21 protein-coding genes are annotated in these 19072 nt (G+C 72.4%); 3 read left to right on the top strand and 18 right to left on the bottom strand.

Going from position 1 to position 19072, the window contains the following annotated elements:
* From FHS88_RS00825 to FHS88_RS00775, 11 genes are all read right to left on the bottom strand, one after another.
* Positions 1 to 1128: an NAD(P)/FAD-dependent oxidoreductase gene (locus FHS88_RS00825; RefSeq protein WP_338146318.1), complete on the bottom strand. Its 1128-nt coding sequence runs from the start codon at positions 1126 to 1128 to the stop codon at positions 1 to 3.
* On the bottom strand, positions 1125 to 2480 hold the full coding sequence (locus tag FHS88_RS00820) for an NAD(P)/FAD-dependent oxidoreductase (protein WP_184480346.1): 1356 nt from the start codon (positions 2478 to 2480) through the stop codon (positions 1125 to 1127). The genes FHS88_RS00825 and FHS88_RS00820 overlap by 4 nt, the downstream gene beginning before the upstream one ends.
* 73 nt (positions 2481 to 2553) lie before the next feature.
* Positions 2554 to 2919 (bottom strand): monovalent cation/H(+) antiporter subunit G, encoded by a 366-nt coding sequence (mnhG, locus tag FHS88_RS00815; protein ID WP_184480344.1) that lies wholly within the window; start codon positions 2917 to 2919, stop codon positions 2554 to 2556.
* On the bottom strand, positions 2912 to 3208 hold the full coding sequence (locus FHS88_RS00810) for a monovalent cation/H+ antiporter complex subunit F (protein ID WP_184480342.1): 297 nt from the start codon (positions 3206 to 3208) through the stop codon (positions 2912 to 2914). Before FHS88_RS00810 ends, mnhG begins: the two co-directional genes overlap by 8 nt.
* Positions 3205 to 3546, bottom strand: coding sequence for a Na+/H+ antiporter subunit E (locus FHS88_RS00805; protein WP_184480340.1), 342 nt, complete (start codon positions 3544 to 3546; stop codon positions 3205 to 3207). Before FHS88_RS00805 ends, FHS88_RS00810 begins: the two co-directional genes overlap by 4 nt.
* Positions 3543 to 5054, bottom strand: coding sequence for a proton-conducting transporter transmembrane domain-containing protein (locus FHS88_RS00800; protein WP_246419154.1), 1512 nt, complete (start codon positions 5052 to 5054; stop codon positions 3543 to 3545). Before FHS88_RS00800 ends, FHS88_RS00805 begins: the two co-directional genes overlap by 4 nt.
* The gene (locus tag FHS88_RS00795) at positions 5051 to 5461 is read right to left on the bottom strand and encodes an NADH-quinone oxidoreductase subunit K (RefSeq protein ID WP_184480338.1); all 411 of its coding nucleotides are present in this window, start codon (positions 5459 to 5461) and stop codon (positions 5051 to 5053) included. Before FHS88_RS00795 ends, FHS88_RS00800 begins: the two co-directional genes overlap by 4 nt.
* Entirely contained in the window at positions 5461 to 5865 is a 405-nt protein-coding gene (locus FHS88_RS00790; RefSeq protein ID WP_184480336.1) for an MnhB domain-containing protein, read from the bottom strand. Before FHS88_RS00790 ends, FHS88_RS00795 begins: the two co-directional genes overlap by 1 nt.
* Positions 5862 to 8132: a hydrogen gas-evolving membrane-bound hydrogenase subunit E gene (gene mbhE, locus FHS88_RS00785; RefSeq protein ID WP_184480334.1), complete on the bottom strand. Its 2271-nt coding sequence runs from the start codon at positions 8130 to 8132 to the stop codon at positions 5862 to 5864. Before mbhE ends, FHS88_RS00790 begins: the two co-directional genes overlap by 4 nt.
* 126 nt (positions 8133 to 8258) lie before the next feature.
* Positions 8259 to 9266 (bottom strand): zinc-binding alcohol dehydrogenase family protein, encoded by a 1008-nt coding sequence (locus tag FHS88_RS00780; protein ID WP_184480332.1) that lies wholly within the window; start codon positions 9264 to 9266, stop codon positions 8259 to 8261.
* A gap of 37 nt (positions 9267 to 9303) precedes the next feature.
* Positions 9304 to 10023, bottom strand: a complete 720-nt coding sequence (locus FHS88_RS00775; protein WP_184480330.1) for a M48 family metallopeptidase — start codon at positions 10021 to 10023, stop codon at positions 9304 to 9306.
* Positions 10024 to 10098: 75 nt separating this feature from the next.
* On the opposite strand from FHS88_RS00775, the gene FHS88_RS00770 reads away from it, so the two are divergent.
* On the top strand, positions 10099 to 10983 hold the full coding sequence (locus FHS88_RS00770) for a DMT family transporter (protein ID WP_184480328.1): 885 nt from the start codon (positions 10099 to 10101) through the stop codon (positions 10981 to 10983).
* On the opposite strand, the gene FHS88_RS00765 is transcribed toward FHS88_RS00770, so the two are convergent.
* The 3 genes from FHS88_RS00765 to FHS88_RS00755 are packed head-to-tail and all read right to left on the bottom strand — an operon-like array spanning position 10973 to position 12719.
* Entirely contained in the window at positions 10973 to 11287 is a 315-nt protein-coding gene (locus tag FHS88_RS00765) for a cupin domain-containing protein (protein ID WP_184480326.1), read from the bottom strand. The two genes, FHS88_RS00770 and FHS88_RS00765, sit on opposite strands and share 11 nt — an antisense overlap.
* Positions 11287 to 12225: a dihydrodipicolinate synthase family protein gene (locus FHS88_RS00760; RefSeq protein WP_184480324.1), complete on the bottom strand. Its 939-nt coding sequence runs from the start codon at positions 12223 to 12225 to the stop codon at positions 11287 to 11289. Before FHS88_RS00760 ends, FHS88_RS00765 begins: the two co-directional genes overlap by 1 nt.
* Positions 12222 to 12719: a YcgN family cysteine cluster protein gene (locus FHS88_RS00755; protein ID WP_184480322.1), complete on the bottom strand. Its 498-nt coding sequence runs from the start codon at positions 12717 to 12719 to the stop codon at positions 12222 to 12224. Before FHS88_RS00755 ends, FHS88_RS00760 begins: the two co-directional genes overlap by 4 nt.
* Positions 12720 to 12875: 156 nt before the next feature.
* On the opposite strand from FHS88_RS00755, the gene FHS88_RS00750 reads away from it, so the two are divergent.
* The gene (locus FHS88_RS00750) at positions 12876 to 14126 is read left to right on the top strand and encodes an MFS transporter (RefSeq protein ID WP_184480320.1); all 1251 of its coding nucleotides are present in this window, start codon (positions 12876 to 12878) and stop codon (positions 14124 to 14126) included.
* 47 nt (positions 14127 to 14173) lie between these two features.
* On the opposite strand, the gene FHS88_RS00745 is transcribed toward FHS88_RS00750, so the two are convergent.
* The 3 genes from FHS88_RS00745 to FHS88_RS00735 form a co-directional block, all read right to left on the bottom strand.
* Positions 14174 to 15721, bottom strand: a complete 1548-nt coding sequence (locus FHS88_RS00745) for a M81 family metallopeptidase (protein ID WP_184480318.1) — start codon at positions 15719 to 15721, stop codon at positions 14174 to 14176.
* Positions 15722 to 15725: 4 nt separating this feature from the next.
* Complete coding sequence (locus tag FHS88_RS00740) at positions 15726 to 16967, bottom strand: NAD(P)/FAD-dependent oxidoreductase (protein WP_184480316.1); 1242 nt, start codon at positions 16965 to 16967, stop codon at positions 15726 to 15728.
* A gap of 72 nt (positions 16968 to 17039) precedes the next feature.
* The gene (locus tag FHS88_RS00735) at positions 17040 to 17432 is read right to left on the bottom strand and encodes a metallopeptidase family protein (protein WP_184480314.1); all 393 of its coding nucleotides are present in this window, start codon (positions 17430 to 17432) and stop codon (positions 17040 to 17042) included.
* Positions 17433 to 17483: 51 nt separating this feature from the next.
* Between FHS88_RS00735 and FHS88_RS00730 the strand changes: the two genes are divergently transcribed.
* Positions 17484 to 17774, top strand: coding sequence for a 4a-hydroxytetrahydrobiopterin dehydratase (locus FHS88_RS00730; protein ID WP_184480312.1), 291 nt, complete (start codon positions 17484 to 17486; stop codon positions 17772 to 17774).
* A gap of 10 nt (positions 17775 to 17784) precedes the next feature.
* Here the strand turns inward: FHS88_RS00730 and purD are convergent, their stop codons facing one another.
* Entirely contained in the window at positions 17785 to 19053 is a 1269-nt protein-coding gene (gene purD, locus FHS88_RS00725) for a phosphoribosylamine--glycine ligase (RefSeq protein WP_184480310.1), read from the bottom strand.
* Positions 19054 to 19072: the final 19 nt, after the last annotated feature.

The following is a 19072-nucleotide window of genomic DNA, read 5'->3' as shown; positions in this document are numbered from 1 at the left end:
TCACACCGGCAGGGCGTCCCAGCCCTGCCGGCTGCGCCAGTCGAGCGGCAGGTTGCCGAAGCGCGACAGCTTCAGCTGCGACAGGTCGGCGAAGTCGCAGCGCCCCTGCAGCACGAGTTGCGCCAGCGCCCGCCCCGTCGCGGGCGAGAGGCCGAAGCCGACCGAGGACATGCTTGCCACCACAACATTCGCCGGGTCCTCCAGCCGGTCGAGGATCGGCCGCCCGTCCGGCGTGTTCTCCACGATGCCGCCCCAGGAGCGGATAACGCGGACATGGCCGAGGCGTGGGAACATTTCCTGCAATCGGCGCGCGAGGCCGGCCATGACCGGCGTGTTCACCGGTCTCGGCGTCGCCTCGCCATCGAGGTCGATCCATTCATGGGGCCCGCCGCCATAGGCGAGGTTGCCGCGCAGCGTCTGCCGCCCGTAGAGGCCGTTGCCGTCCACGCCGCCCATGGCGATGGGCGGCAGCGGCTCGGTGACGATCATCTCGACCCGCGCGGGGGCCATGGGCACGCGATGGCCGAGCGGTTGCGCCAGCGCCGCCGTATGCGGGCCCGCGGCGATGACGACGGCATCGCAGCCGATCTCGCCCGCGCTCGTCTCCACGGCCACCGCGCGCCCGCCCCGCGTGCGGATGCCACGCACCGTCGTGTGCTGCAGGATACGTCCGCCATGGCGCTCCACCGCCCAGGCATAGGCCTGGCTGGTGCGCTGCGGATTGGCATGGCCGCCATACTTCCACAGGATGCCGCCCACCGCGTTCTCGCCCACCCAAGGCACGAGGTCGCGCAGCGCGGCGCGGTCGAGCACCTCCGCGGCGAAGCCCTGGTCGGTGGCGAGTCTCGTGCTCTTCCACAGCCGGTCGAGTTGCCCTTCGTCGAGCGCGACCTTGATGCGGTTCGGCCGCCATTCCGTCGGGTGGCCGAGCAGGTCGTCCATCATCGGCCAGAGGCGCTGCTCCTCGCGGAACAGCGGCGAATAGGGATGGGTGCAGCCGCCGCCGTTCCGGCCACTGGCTTCCCAGCCGACGATGCCCTTCTCGACCACAGTGACGGCATGGCCTTCGCGCGCCAGCCAGAAGGCGGTGGACAGGCCAGTGACGCCGCCGCCGATGATGACGATCACTTCACCACATCCCCTCCGCTGAGACGGCCGCCGATGTATTCCGCATCGGGCGGCGCGGGTTCCCAATGCGGCAGCCATTGCGCGGCGATGCCGAACCAGCCGGTCCAGTTCGCGCGCAGGGCGGGATCCTCCTCCAGCGCGGCAAGCACCGAGAGCGGCAGCGGCCGCAGCGGCGCGCGGTGCGAGGCGAGCGGCGCCGGACGTTCGCGCGAGAGAAGCGCATGCACGCTCTCGCGGCAGCGGCGGCCCTGGCAGGCCCCCATGCCGGCGCGGGTCAGGCGCTTCACCTGGTCCTGGTTGGGCGGGCCGAGCCGCGCGAGCCCGGCTTCAGGCCCTTCCGCAGCGAGGTAGCGCGGCGGGCGCAGCGCACGCAGGTCGGCTGCGCTCACCTCCTCGCAGGCGCAAACCAGGGCCTCGTCGGCGGCCAGGGCGAGATCGAGCCACGCGGCCCGCTGCGCTGCCGCCGTGCCCGCGGCCTCACCGCGGACGGCAATGCCATCGAGGCTGCTGCGGCCCTGCGCATCCACCACGGGCGCGAAGCCGCCATGCGCCGGATCCCAGCCGATCGCGCAGCCGAGCAGGTCGGGCAGTTCCACCATCGGCACGGTGTCCACGGCCAGCACCACGGTGTCGCAGGCCGCCTCCCGCCAGGCGCCATCCTGCTGCCAGGCGAGGCCGGTCACCTCCTCTCGTCCGAGGATTCTCAGCGGAGCGGGCGCGGCGACGCGCAGCGCGACATCGAGGCCGGTGCCCCGCGCCGCCGCCTCTGCCTGCTGGGCGAGCGCGCCGCCGCCGATGATCGCGATCCGCCGTCCGCTGAAGGCGCCGTAGAGGCGCAGCGCCGCGTCGAACCCCTGCGCGCCCATCACGCCCGGAAGGGTCCAGCCGGGGAAGGGCAGCGCGACATCGCGCGCGCCGGTGGCGATGGTCATGCGCTCGAAGCCGACCAGCCAGGCGGCGTCCCGATCGGCGAGGCCGAGCATCCGCACCGGCAGCGCGCGGCTCGACGGACCCTTCACGAAGGCACCCCAGGCCGCGGTCCCGATCGCGACCTCGACGCCTTCCTCCATCGCCTGGAGCAGGCCTGGGCGCGCAGCGACGATGCGTTCCTCCATCCGCGCCGCCTGGCGCGTCGAGGCGTCGAGCCGGCCACCGAAGAGGTAGGGAATGTCTAGGCCGAACAGGCCGGGATCGAGCGGATGCTCGTCCACCAGCAGCGCGCGCTCGCCGGATGCGGCGGCGGCGCGCGCGGCGGCGATGCCGGCCTCGCCCGCGCCGATCACCACATGCGTGAAGGAATCACGCAGCGGAAAGCGCTTGCCGGCGATCGAGGTCGGGTCCGCATGCGTCATGCGGCCGAGACTAGAGCAGGAACGCGCCGGATGGCACGGGTGCGTCGCGGTCGCCCCTCGAGGCCCGCTGGCGTCACTCCCGCGGCGGGCTGCCCGCCTGCTCGGCCGTCGCGCGCGGCAGGACGCCGCGGAGCTCGTCCAGCCCGGTCGCCTCCGCCATCGGCGCGCCGCCGACATAGGCCGCGCGGCCGAGAGCATGGGAGGCGATCGGCACGGTCATCAGCAGGAACCACAGGATCAGCCCGACGCGCAGCCATGTGCCCCAGCCGCCATCGGCCACCGCGATGCCGAGCAGCACCAGCCCGGCGCCGAGCACGCCCGCCTTGGTCGCGGCATGCATCCGCAGGAACGCGTCCGGCAGGCGGACCATGCCGATCGCCGCGATCAGCGCGATGCCCGAGCCGCCGAGGACGAGGATCGCGGCCAGCACCTCAGCCATCGCGCGCCCCCTTCGCCGCGCGCGCGCCGGCGCGCTCGATGAATCCCGCAAGGCCGATCGCGCTGACGAAGCCCACCAGCCCGAGCCCGAGCGCGACATCGAGCAGCGCCAGATGGCCGGTGACCAGCGCGATCATCCCGGTCGCGGCCACCGCGAGCAGGCCGAGCAGGTCGAGCGCCACGGCGCGGTCCGCGAGCCCCGGCCCGCGCAGCATCCGCCACCCGGTCAGCGCGACCGCGGCAACGAGCATCAGTCCGGACGGGATCAGCACGATGTCGAGCAGGCTCATGGCAGCACCCTCATCGTCGGGCGCTCGAGCCTCTCGGTGATGGCCCGGCGCACGGCCTCGGGGTCGCGGGCATCCATCGCATGGACGTAGAGGATGCGCTCGTCCTTCGAGACATGCAGCGAGGTCGTGCCCGGCGTGAGGCTGACCATGTTGGCGAGCCAGGTGATGCCGAGGCGCGAACGCAGCCGCAGCGGCGCCGCCACGACACCCGGCCGCAGGTCCGGACGCGGCGCGAGCGTGGCGCGCATCACGTCGAAGGCCGAGAGCACGAACTCGCGCAGGAAGATCACGCCGAGCCAGATCCAGGCCAGCAGGTTCCACGGTCGTGCCCGGCTCATCTCGCACCTCCCAGCACGGCGGCGATGTAGGCCTCGCGGCCGGCGAGCTCGTTCCCCGCCTCCAGCGCGAAGGCGGCGAAAGGCTCCGTCCAGAGGCCGATGGTCAGGGTGACGAGGCCGAGCGCGGCGATCGGCAGCAGCATCAGAAGGCGTTCGGGCCCGCTCAGCAAGAACTCCGGCGTGCCCTCCGGCGGCTCTTTCCAGAACGCCTCCATCCAGATCTTCACCATGGAATAGAGGGTGAGGATGCCGGTGCCGAGCGCGATCGCCGACAGCCAGTACCAGCCGGCGTCGAAGCCGGACTTCACCACGAACAGCTTCGCCCAGAAGCCCGAGAGCGGCGGCAGCCCGGCGAGCGAGAGCGCCGGTATCGCGAACAGGATCCCAAGCCACGGATCGCGGCGCCACAGCGCGCCCAGTTGCGCGAGCGAGAAGGAGCCGCCCGCCCGCCGGATCGCGCCCGCCACCAGGAACAGGTTCGCCTTCACGACGATGTGGTGGAGGATGTAGAGCACCGCACCGGCCAGCGCGAAGGGCGTGGCGATGGCGATCCCGACGATCATGTAGCCGATCTGGCTGATGATGTGGAAGGAGAGGATCCGGCGGATCTCCCAATGCGCCGCGGCGCCGAGCACGCCGACCACCATCGTGCCGGCGGCCACCACCCACAGCACCGGGCCGATCCAGCCCTGGCCTTCCGGAAAGACCAGCGTGACGATCCGCAGCATCGCATAGACGCCGACCTTGGTGAGCAGGGCCGCGAAGATGGCCGCGACCGGCGCGATCGCCGTGTGGTAGGCGGCGGGCAGCCAGAAGAAGAGCGGGAAGACCGCGGCCTTGGCCCCGAAGGCCGCGAGCAGCAGGAAGGCCACCGCGCCCGCAGCACCCTGGTTCTCCACCGCCGGCATCTTCCGCGCCATGTCCGCAAGGTTGAGCGTGCCGGTCAGGCCATAGGCCATGGCGATGGCGACGAGGAACACCGTCGTCGCCGTCAGGTTCAGCACCGCGTATTTCAGCGCGGCGTCGAGCTGCTCGCGGCCTCCGCCCAGCACCAGCAGGCCGAAGGAGGCGATCAGCATCACCTCGAACCAGACATAGAGGTTGAACAGGTCGCCCGCGAGGAAGGAGCCCGCGACGCCCGCCACAAGCGCGGCGAGCAGCGGATGCCAGTAGGCCTCCTGCCCGGCCATGTCCGGCTCGGCGCGCGCGAAGACCGCGACGGCGGCGTACATCAGCGCTGTGATCAGGACCATCGCCGCGCCCAGACGGTCGGCGACCAGCGTGATGCCGAAGGGGGCCGGCCAGTCGCCGGCCTGCGTCGCGATCACGCCGCGCGCGACAACCTCGGCCACCAGCGCGATGGCGCCGAGCAGCAGCAGCGCCGAGGCGGCCAGGCTGACCAGGCGCTGCGCGGCGATGCGGCCGTGCAACGCCGTGGCCAGGGCGCAGGCCCCAAGGGGCAGCAGCACCGGCAGCGCGAGCAGCCAGTCGGTGCGGGATGCCATCATGGCCGCGCCTCCGGCGGTTCCGCAGCCGCCGCAGCGGCGGCACCGGCCGCGGGCAGGCCCGGCGGCTCGGCGAGGCGCAGCTCCTCGGCATCCAGCGTCCTGGTCTCGCGCCAGACCGCCCAGACGAGCACCATGACGAAGGCGCCAAGGCCGAAGGCGATGACGATCGCCGTCAGGGCCAGCGCCTGCGGCAGCGGGTTGGCCGCGCCCGCGGCGAGCAGCGTCTCGCCGGAGGCGACCAGCGGCGGCGCGGTCCCGATGACGCGCCCGCCCGCGAGGATGGCGATGATCGCCGCATTGCCGAGAAGGATGAGGCCGAGCAGCACCCGCGGCAGCGAACGCGCGAGCATGAGATAGATCGCGGCGCCGAACAGCGTGCCGAACAGCAGGGCGAGGAGTGCTTCCATCACGCCTCGTCCTCGACGAAGGGCAGCACGAAGCCGAGCGCGAAGCCGAGCACCACCAGATAGACCCCGAGATCGAAGATGATCGTCGTGCCGAGCGGCGTGCCCTCGATCCATTGCTGGGTGAGGAAGGGCTCGCCATGGAACAGCAGCGCCGGGATGCCCGACACCGCGGCGATCACGAGCCCCCAGCCGCCGACATGCAGCGGCGGCAGGCGGAGCCTCGCGCGCGCCGCCTCCGCGCCCATCGCCAGCGCGTAGAAGACGAAGCCGAGCGCGCCGATCAGCCCGCCGATGAAGCCGCCGCCGGGCTCGTTGTGCCCGCGCAGCAGCACGAAGACCGAGAGCGCGAGCGCGGCCCAGAACACCCAGGGCGCCATGCCCCGCATGATGAGGCTGTCGTTCATCGCCGCGCCTCCCGCACCCGCTGGACGAGCAGCACGGCGGCGATGACGGCGATCAGCAGGACCGCGATTTCGCCCAGCGTGTCGAGCGCACGGAAATCCACCAGCACGACATTCACGACGTTGCGCCCCTTCGCCTCCGGCACCGAGGCGCGGCCCATCCAGTCGGGGATGGTCGTGTCCACCGGCGCCGACAGCACCGCGAGCAGGACCGCCGCCGCGACCGCGCCGCCGAACACCGCGACGGCGGCGTCCCGCCTGCGGTCTCGCGCATCGCGCCCGTCATCGGCCGTGTAGGGCAGGCGCGCGAGGATGGCGACGAGCAGCACGAGGCTGATCGCCTCCACCGTGAACTGCGTGAAGGCAAGGTCCGCGCCACCCAGTGTCAGGAACAGCAGCGCCATGCCGAAGCCGACGATGCCGACCGCCATGAGCTGCGCCATCAGCGCCCGCAGGCGGCAGGCCGCGACAGCGCCCGCGGCGAGCAGCGCGGCGAGCGCCCATTGCGGTGCCCGCGGCGCCGGGCCCTCGCCCGGCCACGCCAGGCCGCCGCCCGCGACCAGCACGAGCGCCGCACCGCCCATCATCAGCACCAGCGTCGCGGCGAGGTAGAAGCGCAGGCTGCCGGTCTGCACACGGCGCGTCACCGCGCCGGAGACGCTGCCCACCGCGGCCAGCGCGGCCTCGTAGGCGCGGCTCGGGCCGAGGCTGTCCATCCAGCGCTGCCCCGCCAGCGTCGGCTGCACGTGGCGCCAGCCCAGGAAGACGATGATGCCGATGCCGAGCGCGGCCAGCGACAGATAGGCCACCAGCGTATCCGCCTGCTTCTCGCCGAGGCCGACCTCGGTGGGCCGGCCGAGGATGGCGGCGGCGGCGGGCTCGACGAGGCTGTCGGCGATGAGATGCGGGGCGATGCCGAAGGCAAGGCCGAGCACGCCGAGCAGCAGCGGCCCTGCCAGCATCCCCCAGGGCGGGTCGCGCGCGTCGCGGTCGCTCTCCATCTCGGCGCCGAGGAACGGGCTGGCGGCGACCATGCCCGCGACCACCACCATCGCCGCATTGGCGGCGAGCGCGATGACCGGCAGCAGCCCCGGAATGCCGAACTGCGCCGTCACCACCAGATCCTTCGAGAAGGAGCCGATGAAGCCCGGGATCCCCGCCATGGAGAGCCCCGCCAGCAGCGCCGCGAGGGCCGTCAGCGGCATCCGCCGCCCAAGGCCCGAGAGCAGCATCGCATCCCGCGTGCCGGCCTTCTTGTCGAGGATGCCGACGGCCATGAACAGGCACGCCTTGTAGAGCGCATGCACGAGCAGGAAGACCACCGCAGCGGTGGCCGCGAGCGGCTGCTCGAGCCCGATCAGCGTCGTCAGCGTGCCGAGCGAGACGACGGTGGACCAGGCGAGCTTGCGCTTGAGGTCGCGCTCCCGCAGCGCCAGCACCGCGCCCGAAAGCATGGTCAGTCCGCCCGCGCCGGTCAGCAGCGCGAGCCACAGCACCTCGTCCTGGAAGGCGGGGTTGAGGCGCGCGAGCAGGAACACGCCGAGCTTCACCATGGTCGCGGAATGCAGGTAGGCCGAGACCGGCGCTGGCGCGGCCATCGCCCCGGGCAGCCAGAAATGCAGCGGGAACTGCGCGCTCTTCGCGAAGCAGCCCGCGCAGATCAGCACCACGATCCAGGGCGTGAAGGCATGCTCGGCCAGGAACCCGGGATTGGCGAGGATCGCGGACAAGCGGAAGGTCCCGGCCGCCGCCCCGAGCAGGAGAATGCCCGCGAGCATCAGCAGCCCGACGCCGACCGTCACCAGAAGCCCCTGCTGCGCCGCCTTGCGCGATTCCTGCTTGGCCGCGTCGAAGCCGATCAGCAGGAAGGAGGCGAGGCTCGTCACTTCCCAGAACACGAAGAGCAGCATCAGGTCGTCGGCCAGCACGGCGCCGAGCATCGCCGCCATGAACAGCGCCAGCACCGCGAGGAAGCGGTGCAGCTGCGGGTGCCCCTTCAGGTAGCCGGCCGCATAGAGGAAAATGCCGGCGCCGATGCCGGTGATGAGCAGCGCCATCAGCCGCGCGAGCCCATCCATGCGGAACGCGATGGCGATGCCGAGCGCAGGCAGCCAGTCATGCGCGACGACCGTGCCCGGCGGCACGGCAAGAACCATGCCGAAGAGCCCGAGCGGCACGAGCGCGGCGAGGCCCGCCCAGGCGGGCACGCGCGCCACGCCCCAGGCAATGGCTGGGATCGAGGCGAGCGCAAGCAGCGGGATGAGAGGCAACAATTCCGGCATTGGGGCGCTATGTAAGAGACGCGGCGCCGCGCGCAAAGTCCTGACAGCCAGGGAATCGGCCCAGGACCGTCCGGTGCCTTGCCCGCGCCGCCGGCAGGGCGCGGTCCTGGAGGACTAGAGTCCTTCCAGCACGACCTTGCCGATCATCGTGCCGCTTTCGACCAGCGCATGCGCCTCGCGCAGTCGCGCCGCATTCGCGGGCCCGAGGTTGCGCGTCATGGTGTGGCGGATGCGGCCATGGTCCACGAGATCGGCGATGGCGTCGAGCAGGTGGTGCTGCTCGATCATGTCCGGCGTGCCGAACATGGGCCGGGTGAACATCAGCTCCCAGTGCAGCGAGACGGATTTCGGCATGAGCTGGCGCGCATCGATCGGCGCCTGGGATTCGATCAGCACGATCGCGCCCTGCGGCGCGACGCTCGCGACGATCTGCTCCCAGTTGCGCGCGGTGGTGTTGGTCGAGAAGACGTAGCGCGGCTTCACCCCGAGAGCCTTGAGCTGCGCGGCGATGTCGCCCTTGTGGTCCACCACGTGATGCGCGCCGAGGCTGCGGCACCACGCCGCGCTTTCGGGGCGCGAGGCGGTCGCGACGATGGTCAGCGCCGTGCGCTGCCGCGCGATCTGCGTCACCATGGAGCCGACGCCGCCCGCGCCGCCGATCACCAGCAGCGCCTCCCCCGCCCCGGCGCCTTCATGGATGCCGAGACGGTCGTGCAGCCCTTCCCAGGCGGTGATGCTGGTCAGCGGCAGGGCCGCGGCCTCGGGGAAGGAGAGCGTCCGCGGCTTGCGCCCGACGATGCGCTCGTCCACGAGCTGCAGCTCGGCATTGCTGCCGGGCCGGTTCACGACGCCTGCGTAGAACACCTCATCCCCGGCGCGGAACAGCGTGCAGGCGGGCCCGACCGCGCGCACGACGCCGGCGGCGTCGAAGCCGAGGATGCGCGGGCCATCCTTCGGCTCCTCGCTGCGCCGGCGCTTGGTGTCCACGGGGTTGACCGACATGGCGCGGACCTCGACGAGGATGTCGTGCCCCTGCGGCGCCGCCGGCGCCGGGATGTCGAGATCAAGCAGCGCCTCCGGGTGGTCCACCGGATGGCATTTCAGGTAGCCGACGGCCTTCATGGGATCCTCCGCATCGTTGCGGAGGGTATAGCGCCCTTCAGCCGACCCGCAGAAGGGCAGGGCCGTTGTCGCGCAGCCAGTCCTGCGCCGCCTCGCGGTGGGGCGTGAGCCTCTCGACATGGGCCCAGAAGCGCGGCGAGTGGTTCAGTTCGCGCAGATGCGCGACCTCGTGCGCAACCACGTAGTCCAGCACCCAGTCCGGCGCCATCACCAGGCGCCACGAGAAGGCCAGCGTGCCGTCCGGCGCGCAGGAGCCCCAGCGGCTGTTGGTGTCCTTCAGGCGGATGGCGCGGATCCTGACGCCCAGCGCGGCGGCATGGCCTTCGGCCAGCGCGGCGATGCGGCGCTTGGCTTCCGCGCGCAGGAAATCCTTCACGCGGCGTGCGAGGAACTCCGGCCGCCCGGAGACCACGATCGTCGCGCCGTCGAGGAAGGCGCCGCCGCGCGCGGCCGGATCGTGGCGGATGACATGTGGCCGGCCGCCGAGCAGCACCTCGGCCCCCGGCGCGAGCGCGACCGGCGGCGCGAGCGCGGCGAGGCGCTGCATCACCCAGGCCGCATGCGTGGTCAGCAGCGCCATGCCGGCACGGCGGCCCTCGCGCATCGGAAGCGTCACGACGACCTCGCCCGCGCGCGGGTCGATGCGAAGGCTGACGCGCCGCGCGCGCGCTGAACGGCACCAGCGCACCGGGCAGCCCACAGGCGGGCCGAGCACGCCGGGGCGCAGCACGACGGTTTCCGAATCGGAGGAGTCCATGGCCCCAACATGGCGCAGCCGGATGACGCGGTTCAACCGCTTGACAGCAACGCGCGACGCATCGCCACTCGCGCAATGACGGATGCGCTGCGACCGCTGCCGCCACTGTTGCTGCTGGGCACGATCTGGGGCGCGACGCCTGTCTTCGTGAAACATCTCGGCGCGCTCGGCTGGCCGCCGATGCTGATCGCGGCCTGGGCCGGCACCGGCAGTGCTGCGATCCTGCTTGCCATCTGCCGCCTCGGCGGCATCACGGTGCCTCTCTCGCGCGCGCATCTGCGCCACTACGCGGTGTCCGGCCTGTTCGGCATGGCGCTCGCCAATCTCGTCGGCTTCACCAGCCTCCAGCACGTCCCGGCCGGATTCTTCGCCCTGCTGGTGCCGCTCTCGCCCATGCTGACGGTGCTCGGCGCGGCCGTGTTGGGAATGGAGCGCGCGACGCGGCGGCGCGTGCTCGGCACGGCGCTGGGCTTCGCGGGCGTGCTGCTGGCGATGAGCCCGGGCGCGGCGCTGCCGGACCCGGCCATGCTGCCCTGGGCGCTGCTCGCGGCGCTGACGCCGGCCTGCTACGCGGCCTCGAACCTGCTCGCCGTCCGGCTCGCGCCGCAGGGCACGCCGCCGCTCGCCCTCGCTACCGGAACGCTGGTCGCGGGCGGCATCCAGGCGGCCGTCTTCGCGCTGCTGACAGGCCAGATGCAGCTTCCTGCCGCGCCCGGCCTGCCGGTTGGGCTGCTGCAGGTCGGCGTCACCGCCGCGGCCTTCCTTCTGTATTTCCGTTCGCTCGCCGCGCATGGCGGCGTCGTCACGTCGCAGACCGGCTACATCGTCACGCTGACGGGCATCGCCTGGGGCTGGGTCCTGTTCGGCGAAAGGCCGGGATGGCTGACCATCCCGGCCGCCGGCTTGGTCTTTGCCGGGCTGGCGCTGGTCACGCTGCCCGGACGGAGGCTCAGCCGATGAGGTGCTTCAGTTCCGTCTCGACGAAGGCGAAGGGCGTGTCGCCGGCATTGATGACGTTGTGCTCCACCCCCGCGGCGCGGGCATAGGCGACGCCGGCCTTGAGCTCGTTCGTCATCGTCTGCCCGCCGGGCAGTTCCAGCAGCATCTTCCCGTCGGTCACCGGCACGACGACATAGGCCATGCCGTGCCGGTGCCAGCCGGTCTCGGAGCCCGGCGGGAAGTCCCAGCGTGTGACGCGGACATTCGCGTCGTCCACCTGCACGGTGGCGATCGCGGGCGGGCGGCAGCGCAGCGGCTCGGTCATCACTCGGCCGCCTTCGCCGGCGCGAGGCCCGGCAGCGGAATGGCGCCGGCCGCGCTCCAGGCGGCCCAGACCTTCTCCGCCTGCTCCTGCGTCAGCGGCAGATGCGGCGGGCGGATGACGCGCCAGCCGGCATCGCCGGTCGAGCGCGCGATGATCTCGCGCAGGCCCGGGATCAGCGGCACCGAGGTCGCGGCGCGGCGGGTCGCGGTCAGCATCGCCTGCGCGGCATCGGCCTCGGGGCCCGTGCGCTTCGCATAGACGATGCCGCCCCAGTGGCTGTTGGCGTTGGAGGCGGCGGTGATGCAGCCCGCGCCGCCTTCGGCGAGGATCTGCTGGAGGAACTCGTCGCTGCCCGAATAGACCTCGAAGCCGTCCTTCGCGAAGGCGCGCACCATCGCCTGCATGTTGGCGTAGTCGCCCGAGGAATCCTTCACGCCCTTGATGACGCCGGGGAAGGCCTTGAGCAGCCGGCCGATCAGGTCGAGGCTGAAGGGCACCGCCGATTGCTGCGGGAAGTGATAGAGGTAGATCATCACCCCGCCGCCGACGCGGTTCACCACTTCCGAGAAATAGGCGAACAGCCCGTCGTCGCTTGGGTTCTTGTAGTAGAAGGGCGGCAGCATCAGCACGCCGGGGCAGCCGGCGTCGCGCGCGTGCTTCGTCAGCTCCACGCTGTCGGTCAGGCTGGCGCAGCCGGTGCCGGGCATCATCCGCGCCGCCGGGATGCCGCGCGCGATCAGGCCTTCCAGGATCTGCTTGCGCTCATGCAGGCCGAAGGAATTCGCCTCCCCGGTCGTGCCGAGCACGCCGAGGCCATTGCAGCCATTGGCCAGCAGCCAGCGCGCATGGGCCGCCATGCGGTTGAGGTCGGGCGAGAGGTCCGGGCCCATCGCCGTCAGCACCGCGGCATTCACGCCGCCATAGATCGCATCCTTCATCCGGCTCTCCTCCGGTCCTTCGCAACAGGGGGCGTGCGCGCCCCGGCCGGCCAGCGGCCGGGCCAGGACACCACGTGGTCCTCGAAATCGCCCGCGTCCCGCTCCGCCACCGCGCGGCCGCGGACCGAGACCCCCGCTTCATGCACCGTTTCGGGCCGCCCGGATACCAGGGGGTGCCACCAGGGCAGGTCCTTGCCTTCCGCGACCAGGCGATAGGCGCAGGTCGGCGGCAGCCAGTCCACCGCGGCGATGCGCCGCGGCGTCAGCTTCACGCAATCCGGCACGCGGCGCCTGCGGTTCGCGTAATCCTTGCAGCGGCAGGTCTCGAGGTCGAGCAGCCGGCAGGCGACATCGGTGTAGGCGATGCGGTCGGTGTCCTCGTCCCGCAGCTTGTGCAGGCAGCAGCGGCCGCAGCCGTCGCAGAGCGACTCCCACTCGGCGCGCGTCATCGCGTCGAGAGGCTTCGTCTTCCAGAAAGGGGCTTGCTGCGTCACCCCGGCAGTCTAGGGCGCGAGGCCCCCGCCTTCCAGCCGGGCCCCGTGGCCCCGGCCGCCCCCTTCGCGCCGGGTGCCCGCTTGCGCATAGTGGCGCCCGTGCAGCGCGCGACGCGCGAGAAGGGGGAAACGGACCATGCAAGGCGGCCACGCCCGGTGAGCAGCGCTGCGCGCGCCTCCATCCTCGCGCCCTTCGGGCAGCGATCCTTCCGCTTCCAGTGGCCCGCGGACCTCGCGACATCCTGGGCCTTCGAGATGGAGACGCTGATCCTCGCCTGGTTCGTGCTGAACGAGACGGGGTCCGTGGTCTGGCTGACCGCCTTCGCGGCGCTGCAGTTCCTCGGCACGCTCATCTCGCCCATGGTCGGCGTGATGGGCGACCGCATCGGCCAGCGCCGCGTGCTGATGGCGATGCGCGCCACCTATGCGTTGCTCGCCGCGCTGCTCGCGGCCATGGCGCTGACCGGTACGCTCGGCATCGTCGCGGTCTTCTGCGTGGCGCTCCTGGCCGGGCTGGTGCGGCCATCGGACGTGGGCATGCGCAGCGCGTTGATCGGCGCGACCATGCCGGCCCCGCTGCTGATGGGCGCGATGAGCATCTCCCGCACCAGCGCGGACGGGGCGCGGGTGCTGGGCGCGCTCAGCGGCGCGGCCCTGGTCGCCTGGCTCGGGATCGGCTTCGCCTATCTCGCCGTGCTCGGCTTCTACCTGCTGAGCGTGGCGCTGATGTTCGGCATCCGCGAGGTGCCGCCGGACGCGACGCGCGCGCCGCTCGGCGCGGTGTGGGGGGAACTCGCCGAGGGGGTGTCGCATGTGCGCGCGAGGCCGGCGCTGATCGCCGCGCTGGCGATGGCCTTCCTCGCCAATGCGCTCGCCTTTCCGCTGAGCGGCGGCCTGCTGCCGCACGTGGCGCGCGATGTCTACGGCATCGGCCAGACCGGCCTCGGCGCGCTGGTGGCGAGCTTCGCGGGCGGGGCGCTGGCGGGTTCGATCCTGCTCGGCGCGCGGGGCGCGCGGCTGCCGCCGGGGCGGACCATGCTGGTCGCGTCTCTCGCGTGGTTCCTGCTGCTGATGGCCTTCGCGCTGATCCGCGCGCCGGCCGTGGGGATGGTGGTGCTGGCGCTGGCCGGCTTCGTGCAGTCCTTCTGCATGGTGCCGATGGCGGTGCTGCTGCTGCGCGTCTCGCAGGAGCGGTTCCGTGGCCGTGTCATGGGGTTGCGGATGCTGGCGGTGTATGGGCTGCCCCTCGGCCTGCTCGCCTCGGGGCCGCTGATCGCACGCTTCGGCTTCGCCCCCACGGCCTTCGGCTATGCCGCGGCGGCGCTGGCCTGCGCTGGGCTGATCGGCTGGCGCTGGCGCGGGCACATCTGGTCGCGGAACGCCCCGGCCAACGCCACCCAGTCCTGACCGCGGGCGCGGGCCAGCAAAGGGCGAGGCTGCGCCCGACCTGCCCGCTACGCGCCAGAGCCGGCGGATGTCCCGCCATCGCTGCCCCGCGCGGGCGCCGCGGCGAAGGGATCGGCCGGCCCGCCATAGGGGTAGAAGTCGGCGATGCGGAGATGCCGGTAGGGCAGCGCCTCGAGCCGCACAGTGCCGAGGAAGGGCTGGTCCGGCTCCACCAGCAGGATGGTCGGCGCGAAGCCGCTGTCGTCGAAGCCGCGGCGGAAATGCACGCGCGACTTGATGGCGATGACGTCGAATGCCTCGGCGCGCAGCCCGAGGGACCACAACTCCTCCGGTTCCATGATCTGCACGAGGAAGGGGCTGAGCAGGACCACATTGCCTTCCCCGAAGCGGATGGCGATCCAGGACTGCCCCGTGCCCTGCGCGCGGCGCGACGTGGCGCCGGCGACGAGCAGCACCTCCCCCGTGATCCGAACGGCTTCCCCGGCGGAGGGGTCCACGCGCCCGCCGACTTCCACCTCGACCGCATCGCCGGGCCGCGCGCCACGCGCGGTCAGCCTGGCGATGGCCTCCGGCGCCGCGATGGTCGCGACCAGCGTGCGCGAAAGCCCTTGCGCGATCACCTCCCGCAGCACCCAGGTGGCGTAGCCCGAGCGGTCGCTGTGGTCGGCGAGCACCACCGGCCCGCGCCCTTCCGCCACCGCCTGCTTCGCCATGGCGACGCCGTCGGCGATGCGATGCACCGTCGCGCTGGCGAGCAGGTCCGCACGGCGCCGCCACGCCCAGCGCGCCATGTCCTCGGCCACGCGGCGGGCGAGTGCGGGATCGCCGTTCGTCATCACCTGGAAGGTCATCCCGGCATCGGGCACGTCCGACCACGGGAAGCCGAAGAAGACGTTGACGAAGAGGTCGGGCTCGCGCGCCTCCCAGGTGAGCGCGCGCTGCACCAGCTCCGACCAGGGCGGCGCGCCGGTCCATTGCAGCACGGTGGGCGAGAGGATCGGCAGCTTGCGCGTCACCGTCGCCGGCGCGTAGTCGCCGCGGATGGCGCGCACCAGCATCCGCGCGGCGCGCTCGCCCTGCAGGTGCATGTCGTAATGCGGGAAGTACTTCACGCAGAAGGCCATGTCCGCGTGGCGGAGGAACTCCTCGTCCTCGTTGCCATGCGGGTCGAAGGTCGCGGCGATGCGCGCCTGCGGCCCCAGCGCCTCGCGCACGCGGCGGGCGATCTCGGCCTCGGGCCGCGGCACGCCGCGCACGCCCATCGCACCATGCAGCGCGAGATAGGCGCCGTCGAAGGGACCGAGCGCGCGGAGCTGTTCGACCTGCCGGCCGAGGAAGGTCTCGAAGGCGTCGTTGGTGATCCAGCCCGAGCCCGTGCCCGTCCTGGGCCAGAGCGGGGATTCGATGCCGACCAGCTCGACGCCCTCGTATTCGCGCGCCACCTGCACGAAGCCGCCCATGTAGCCCTTGGGATCGGTCGCCAGCAGCGCCTCCCCCGCGGCGGGCGAGCCGGGACAGCGGAAATCCTCCTCGGTCGTGTCGAAGGGCAGGAAGGTGACGGTCTCGTGCGCGAATTGCAGGACGGCGATGCGCATCGGCTCAGAACCTGTCGGCGCGATAGGGCGTGGGGTCGATGAAGGGCGTCTCGCCCGCCATCATCTCGGCGATCAGCCGCCCGGTGGTCGGCCCCAGCGTGAAGCCCTGATGCGCGTGGCCGAAGGCGCACCACGCATCCTTCTGGCCGGGCAGCGGCCCGATGATGGGCAGCATGTCCGGCGTGCAGGGGCGGATGCCCATCCAGGGCTGCTGCTCCACCTGCTCGCCGAGCGGCAGCAGCGCGCGCGCGAGCGGCTCGGCGCGCGCGAGCTGCACCGGTGTCGCGGGCGCGTCGGCCGGCGCGAACTCCGCCCCCGTGGTCAGGCGGATGCCCGCGCGCATGGGCGCGAGCACGAAGCCGCCGGCCGTGTCCACGATGGTGTGGTTCAGCACCGCATTGCCGCGCAGCGCGTAGTGGCGGTGGTAGCCGCGCTTGCCGAACAGCGGCGGGGCATAGCCGAAGCGGCGCGTCACCCGATCCGCATGGGTGCCGAGCGCGATCACCACCGCGGCGGCCTCGGCCCTGCCCTCGGAGGTCTGCACCGACCAGCCGGCGGTGCCGCGCGTCAGCGTCGTCGCGTCGCCATGCACGAAGCGGCCGCCGGCCTCGGCGAAGCGGCGGAAATAGGCCATCACCAGGCCGTGCGGGTCGGTGACCGAGACCGGATCCGTCCAGTGGATGGCGCCGGCGCGGGGCTGCTGGAGATGCGGCTCCGCCGCGGCGAGGCCGCGCGCGTCGAGGGCCGCGAAATTCACCCCGTGCTCGCGCCGCATCGCCTCGGCCTCGGCGATGCCGGCCTCGAGCTTCGCCGCATCGGCATAGACGCGCAGCCAGCCCACCGGGCGCATCAGCGCCATGGCCTCGGTGTCGCGGGCGATCGCCATGTGCTCGTCGAGGCAGGTGCGGATCAGCGCCGCATAGGCATCGGCGATGCGCGCAAAGCGCCCGGGCTCCGAGTTCCACCAGTAGCGCAGCAGCGGGGAGACGAGGCCCGGCAGGGCGCGCAGGTGGTAATGCGCGTCCACCGAGCGGTTGCGCGCGATGCGCAGGATCTCCGACATCTCGCGCGGGAAGGGGTGGGGATGGACGGCCTCGCGCTGGATCAGGCCGGCATTGCCGAAGGAGGCGCCGAGGCCTGGATCCTGCCGGTCCACGAGCAGCACGTCGCGCCCCCGCCGGCGCAGGTGCAGCGCCACCGAGACGCCGACCATTCCCGCGCCGAGCACGATCACCGAAGCCGACATGCCGCAGAAGACTCCCGGGAAGCGAAGGCCCGATCCTGGGCACGCCTGCCGCGGGCGATCAACCCGGCGCGCTCAGTCTCCTTCCTCGAGCCGCGCGATATCCTCGTCCGAGAGGCCGAAATGGTGGCCGATCTCGTGGATCAGCACGTTGCGCACGAGGCGGAAGAGGTCCTCCCCCGTCTCGATCCATTCGAGCAGGATCGGCTCGCGATAGAGCAGGATGCGGTCGGGCTCGCGCGGGATGTCGCCGAGGGATTTGTGCGTCAGCGGCACGCCCTGGTAGAGCCCGGTGAGTTCCCAGGGGCTTTCCAGGCCCATCTCGCGCAGCGTCTCGTCGTCCGGCATGTCCTCGACCAGGATCGAGGTGCCGCGCACGAGGTCGCGCAGCGGGGCGGGGATTGCGGCGAGCGCGTGCTCGGCCATCTCCACGAGGTCATCGAGGCCGGGCGGGGTCGAGAAGCGCATGGCGCGTCATGCGCGGCCCGCCCGGCCGCCGTCAAGCAAGAGGAGGCACCCATGGTCGAGAGGCTGGACGCCGAGGCCCGCGCCGCCCTGGCGCGGGAGCTTCCGGGCTGGAGCCCGGTGGAAGGGCGGGACGCCATCGCCCGCAGCTTCCGCTTCGCGGATTTCGGCGAGGCCTGGGGCTTCATGGCCCGCGTCGCGCTGCTGGCCGAGAAGCAGGACCATCACCCGGAATGGTTCAACGTCTGGAACCGGGTGGACATCACGCTCACCACCCACGACGCGGGCGGGCTGAGCGCGCGGGACGTGGCGCTGGCGAAGGCGATTGACCGGCTGCTCGGCTGAGGCGCGGCGCTCAAAGCGCCCGCCACCCGATGTCCCTGCGGCAGAACCCCTCCGGCCAGTCGATCGCATCCACCGCGGCATAGGCGGCGGCCTGGGCCTCGCGCAGCGTCGTGCCGGTGGCGGTCACGGCCAGCACCCGCCCGCCGGTGGCGATCAGCGCGCCATCCTCCCGCCGCGCCGTGCCGGCGTGAAAGACCTGCACGCCCGGCACCTGCGCCGCGCGCTCGATGCCGCGGATCTCCGTGCCCTTCGCATAGGGCCCGGGGTAGCCCCTGGCGGCCATCACGACGACGAGCGAATGCACCGGTTCCCAGCGCAGGTCGAAGGCCGCGAGCTCGCCGTCGCAGGCCGCGAGCAGCGCCGGCAGCAGGTCGCTCCTGAGGCGCACCATCAGCGCCTGGCATTCGGGATCCCCGAAGCGGACATTGAACTCGATCAGTCGCGGCCCGTCCGCCGTGATCATCAGCCCGGCGAAGAGCACGCCGCGGAAGGGCGCGCCGCGGCGCGCCATCTCGGCGAGCACCGGCCTGACGATGCGCGCCATCGTCTCCTCGAGCAGCGCGTCCGTGAAGACGGGCGGTGGCGAATAGGCGCCCATGCCGCCCGTGTTCGGGCCGGTGTCGCCCTCGCCCACCCGCTTGTGGTCCTGCGCGGCGCCGAGCGGGATCGCGGTGGTGCCGTCGCAGAGCGCGAAGAAGGACACTTCCTGGCCGATCAGGCACTCCTCGATCAGAACCGTGGCGCCGGCGGCGCCGTGGATGCGGTTCTCCATGATGTCGGCGATGGCGGCCTCGGCTTCCTCCACGCTCGCGGCCACCACCACGCCCTTGCCGGCGGCCAGGCCATCCGCCTTGACCACGATCGGCGCGCCCTGCGCGCGGACATAGGCGCGGGCGGCGGCGGCGTCCTCGAAGCGGCGCCAGCGCGCGCCCGGCGCACCGGCGGCGTCCGCCACCTCCCGCGTGAAGGCCTTGCTGGCCTCGAGCCGCGCCGCCGCGGCACTCGGCCCGAAGCAGCGGATGCCGGCCGCCGCGCAGGCATCCGCGAGGCCGAGGGTCAGCGGCGCCTCCGGCCCCGCCACCACCACGTCCATGGCGTTGTCGCGCGCGAAGGCGACCAGGGCGGCGATGTCCTCCGCGCCGATCGGCACGCATTCCGCCACCTCGGCAATGCCGGCATTGCCCGGCGCGCACCACAGCTTCGTGAGCAGCGGAGAGGCGGCGATCGCCCAGCACAGCGCATGCTCCCGCCCACCGCCGCCGACCACCAGCACCTTCATCGCCAAACCCCGCTCCTGA

It is taken from the genome of Neoroseomonas alkaliterrae (genome assembly GCF_014199195.1).
GTDB lineage: Bacteria > Pseudomonadota > Alphaproteobacteria > Acetobacterales > Acetobacteraceae > Neoroseomonas > Neoroseomonas alkaliterrae.
This window is presented reverse-complemented; position numbering and strand designations above follow the sequence as displayed.

What these genes read in the sequence shown, in the direction of transcription:
- purD (WP_184480310.1), bottom strand. Translation starts at nt 19,053, where the DNA reads ATGAAGGTGCTGGTGGTCGGCGGCGGTGGGCGGGAGCATGCGCTGTGC.
- FHS88_RS00730 (WP_184480312.1), top strand. Translation starts at nt 17,484, where the DNA reads ATGGTCGAGAGGCTGGACGCCGAGGCCCGCGCCGCCCTGGCGCGGGAG.
- FHS88_RS00795 (WP_184480338.1), bottom strand. Translation starts at nt 5,461, where the DNA reads ATGGAAGCACTCCTCGCCCTGCTGTTCGGCACGCTGTTCGGCGCCGCG.
- FHS88_RS00820 (WP_184480346.1), bottom strand. Translation starts at nt 2,480, where the DNA reads ATGACGCATGCGGACCCGACCTCGATCGCCGGCAAGCGCTTTCCGCTG.
- FHS88_RS00805 (WP_184480340.1), bottom strand. Translation starts at nt 3,546, where the DNA reads ATGAGCCGGGCACGACCGTGGAACCTGCTGGCCTGGATCTGGCTCGGC.
- FHS88_RS00800 (WP_246419154.1), bottom strand. Translation starts at nt 5,054, where the DNA reads ATGATGGCATCCCGCACCGACTGGCTGCTCGCGCTGCCGGTGCTGCTG.
- FHS88_RS00760 (WP_184480324.1), bottom strand. Translation starts at nt 12,225, where the DNA reads ATGAAGGATGCGATCTATGGCGGCGTGAATGCCGCGGTGCTGACGGCG.
- mnhG (WP_184480344.1), bottom strand. Translation starts at nt 2,919, where the DNA reads ATGGCTGAGGTGCTGGCCGCGATCCTCGTCCTCGGCGGCTCGGGCATC.
- FHS88_RS00780 (WP_184480332.1), bottom strand. Translation starts at nt 9,266, where the DNA reads ATGAAGGCCGTCGGCTACCTGAAATGCCATCCGGTGGACCACCCGGAG.
- FHS88_RS00775 (WP_184480330.1), bottom strand. Translation starts at nt 10,023, where the DNA reads ATGGACTCCTCCGATTCGGAAACCGTCGTGCTGCGCCCCGGCGTGCTC.
- FHS88_RS00810 (WP_184480342.1), bottom strand. Translation starts at nt 3,208, where the DNA reads ATGAGCCTGCTCGACATCGTGCTGATCCCGTCCGGACTGATGCTCGTT.
- FHS88_RS00770 (WP_184480328.1), top strand. Translation starts at nt 10,099, where the DNA reads ATGACGGATGCGCTGCGACCGCTGCCGCCACTGTTGCTGCTGGGCACG.
- FHS88_RS00765 (WP_184480326.1), bottom strand. Translation starts at nt 11,287, where the DNA reads ATGACCGAGCCGCTGCGCTGCCGCCCGCCCGCGATCGCCACCGTGCAG.
- FHS88_RS00745 (WP_184480318.1), bottom strand. Translation starts at nt 15,721, where the DNA reads ATGCGCATCGCCGTCCTGCAATTCGCGCACGAGACCGTCACCTTCCTG.
- FHS88_RS00740 (WP_184480316.1), bottom strand. Translation starts at nt 16,967, where the DNA reads ATGTCGGCTTCGGTGATCGTGCTCGGCGCGGGAATGGTCGGCGTCTCG.
- FHS88_RS00790 (WP_184480336.1), bottom strand. Translation starts at nt 5,865, where the DNA reads ATGAACGACAGCCTCATCATGCGGGGCATGGCGCCCTGGGTGTTCTGG.
- FHS88_RS00735 (WP_184480314.1), bottom strand. Translation starts at nt 17,432, where the DNA reads ATGCGCTTCTCGACCCCGCCCGGCCTCGATGACCTCGTGGAGATGGCC.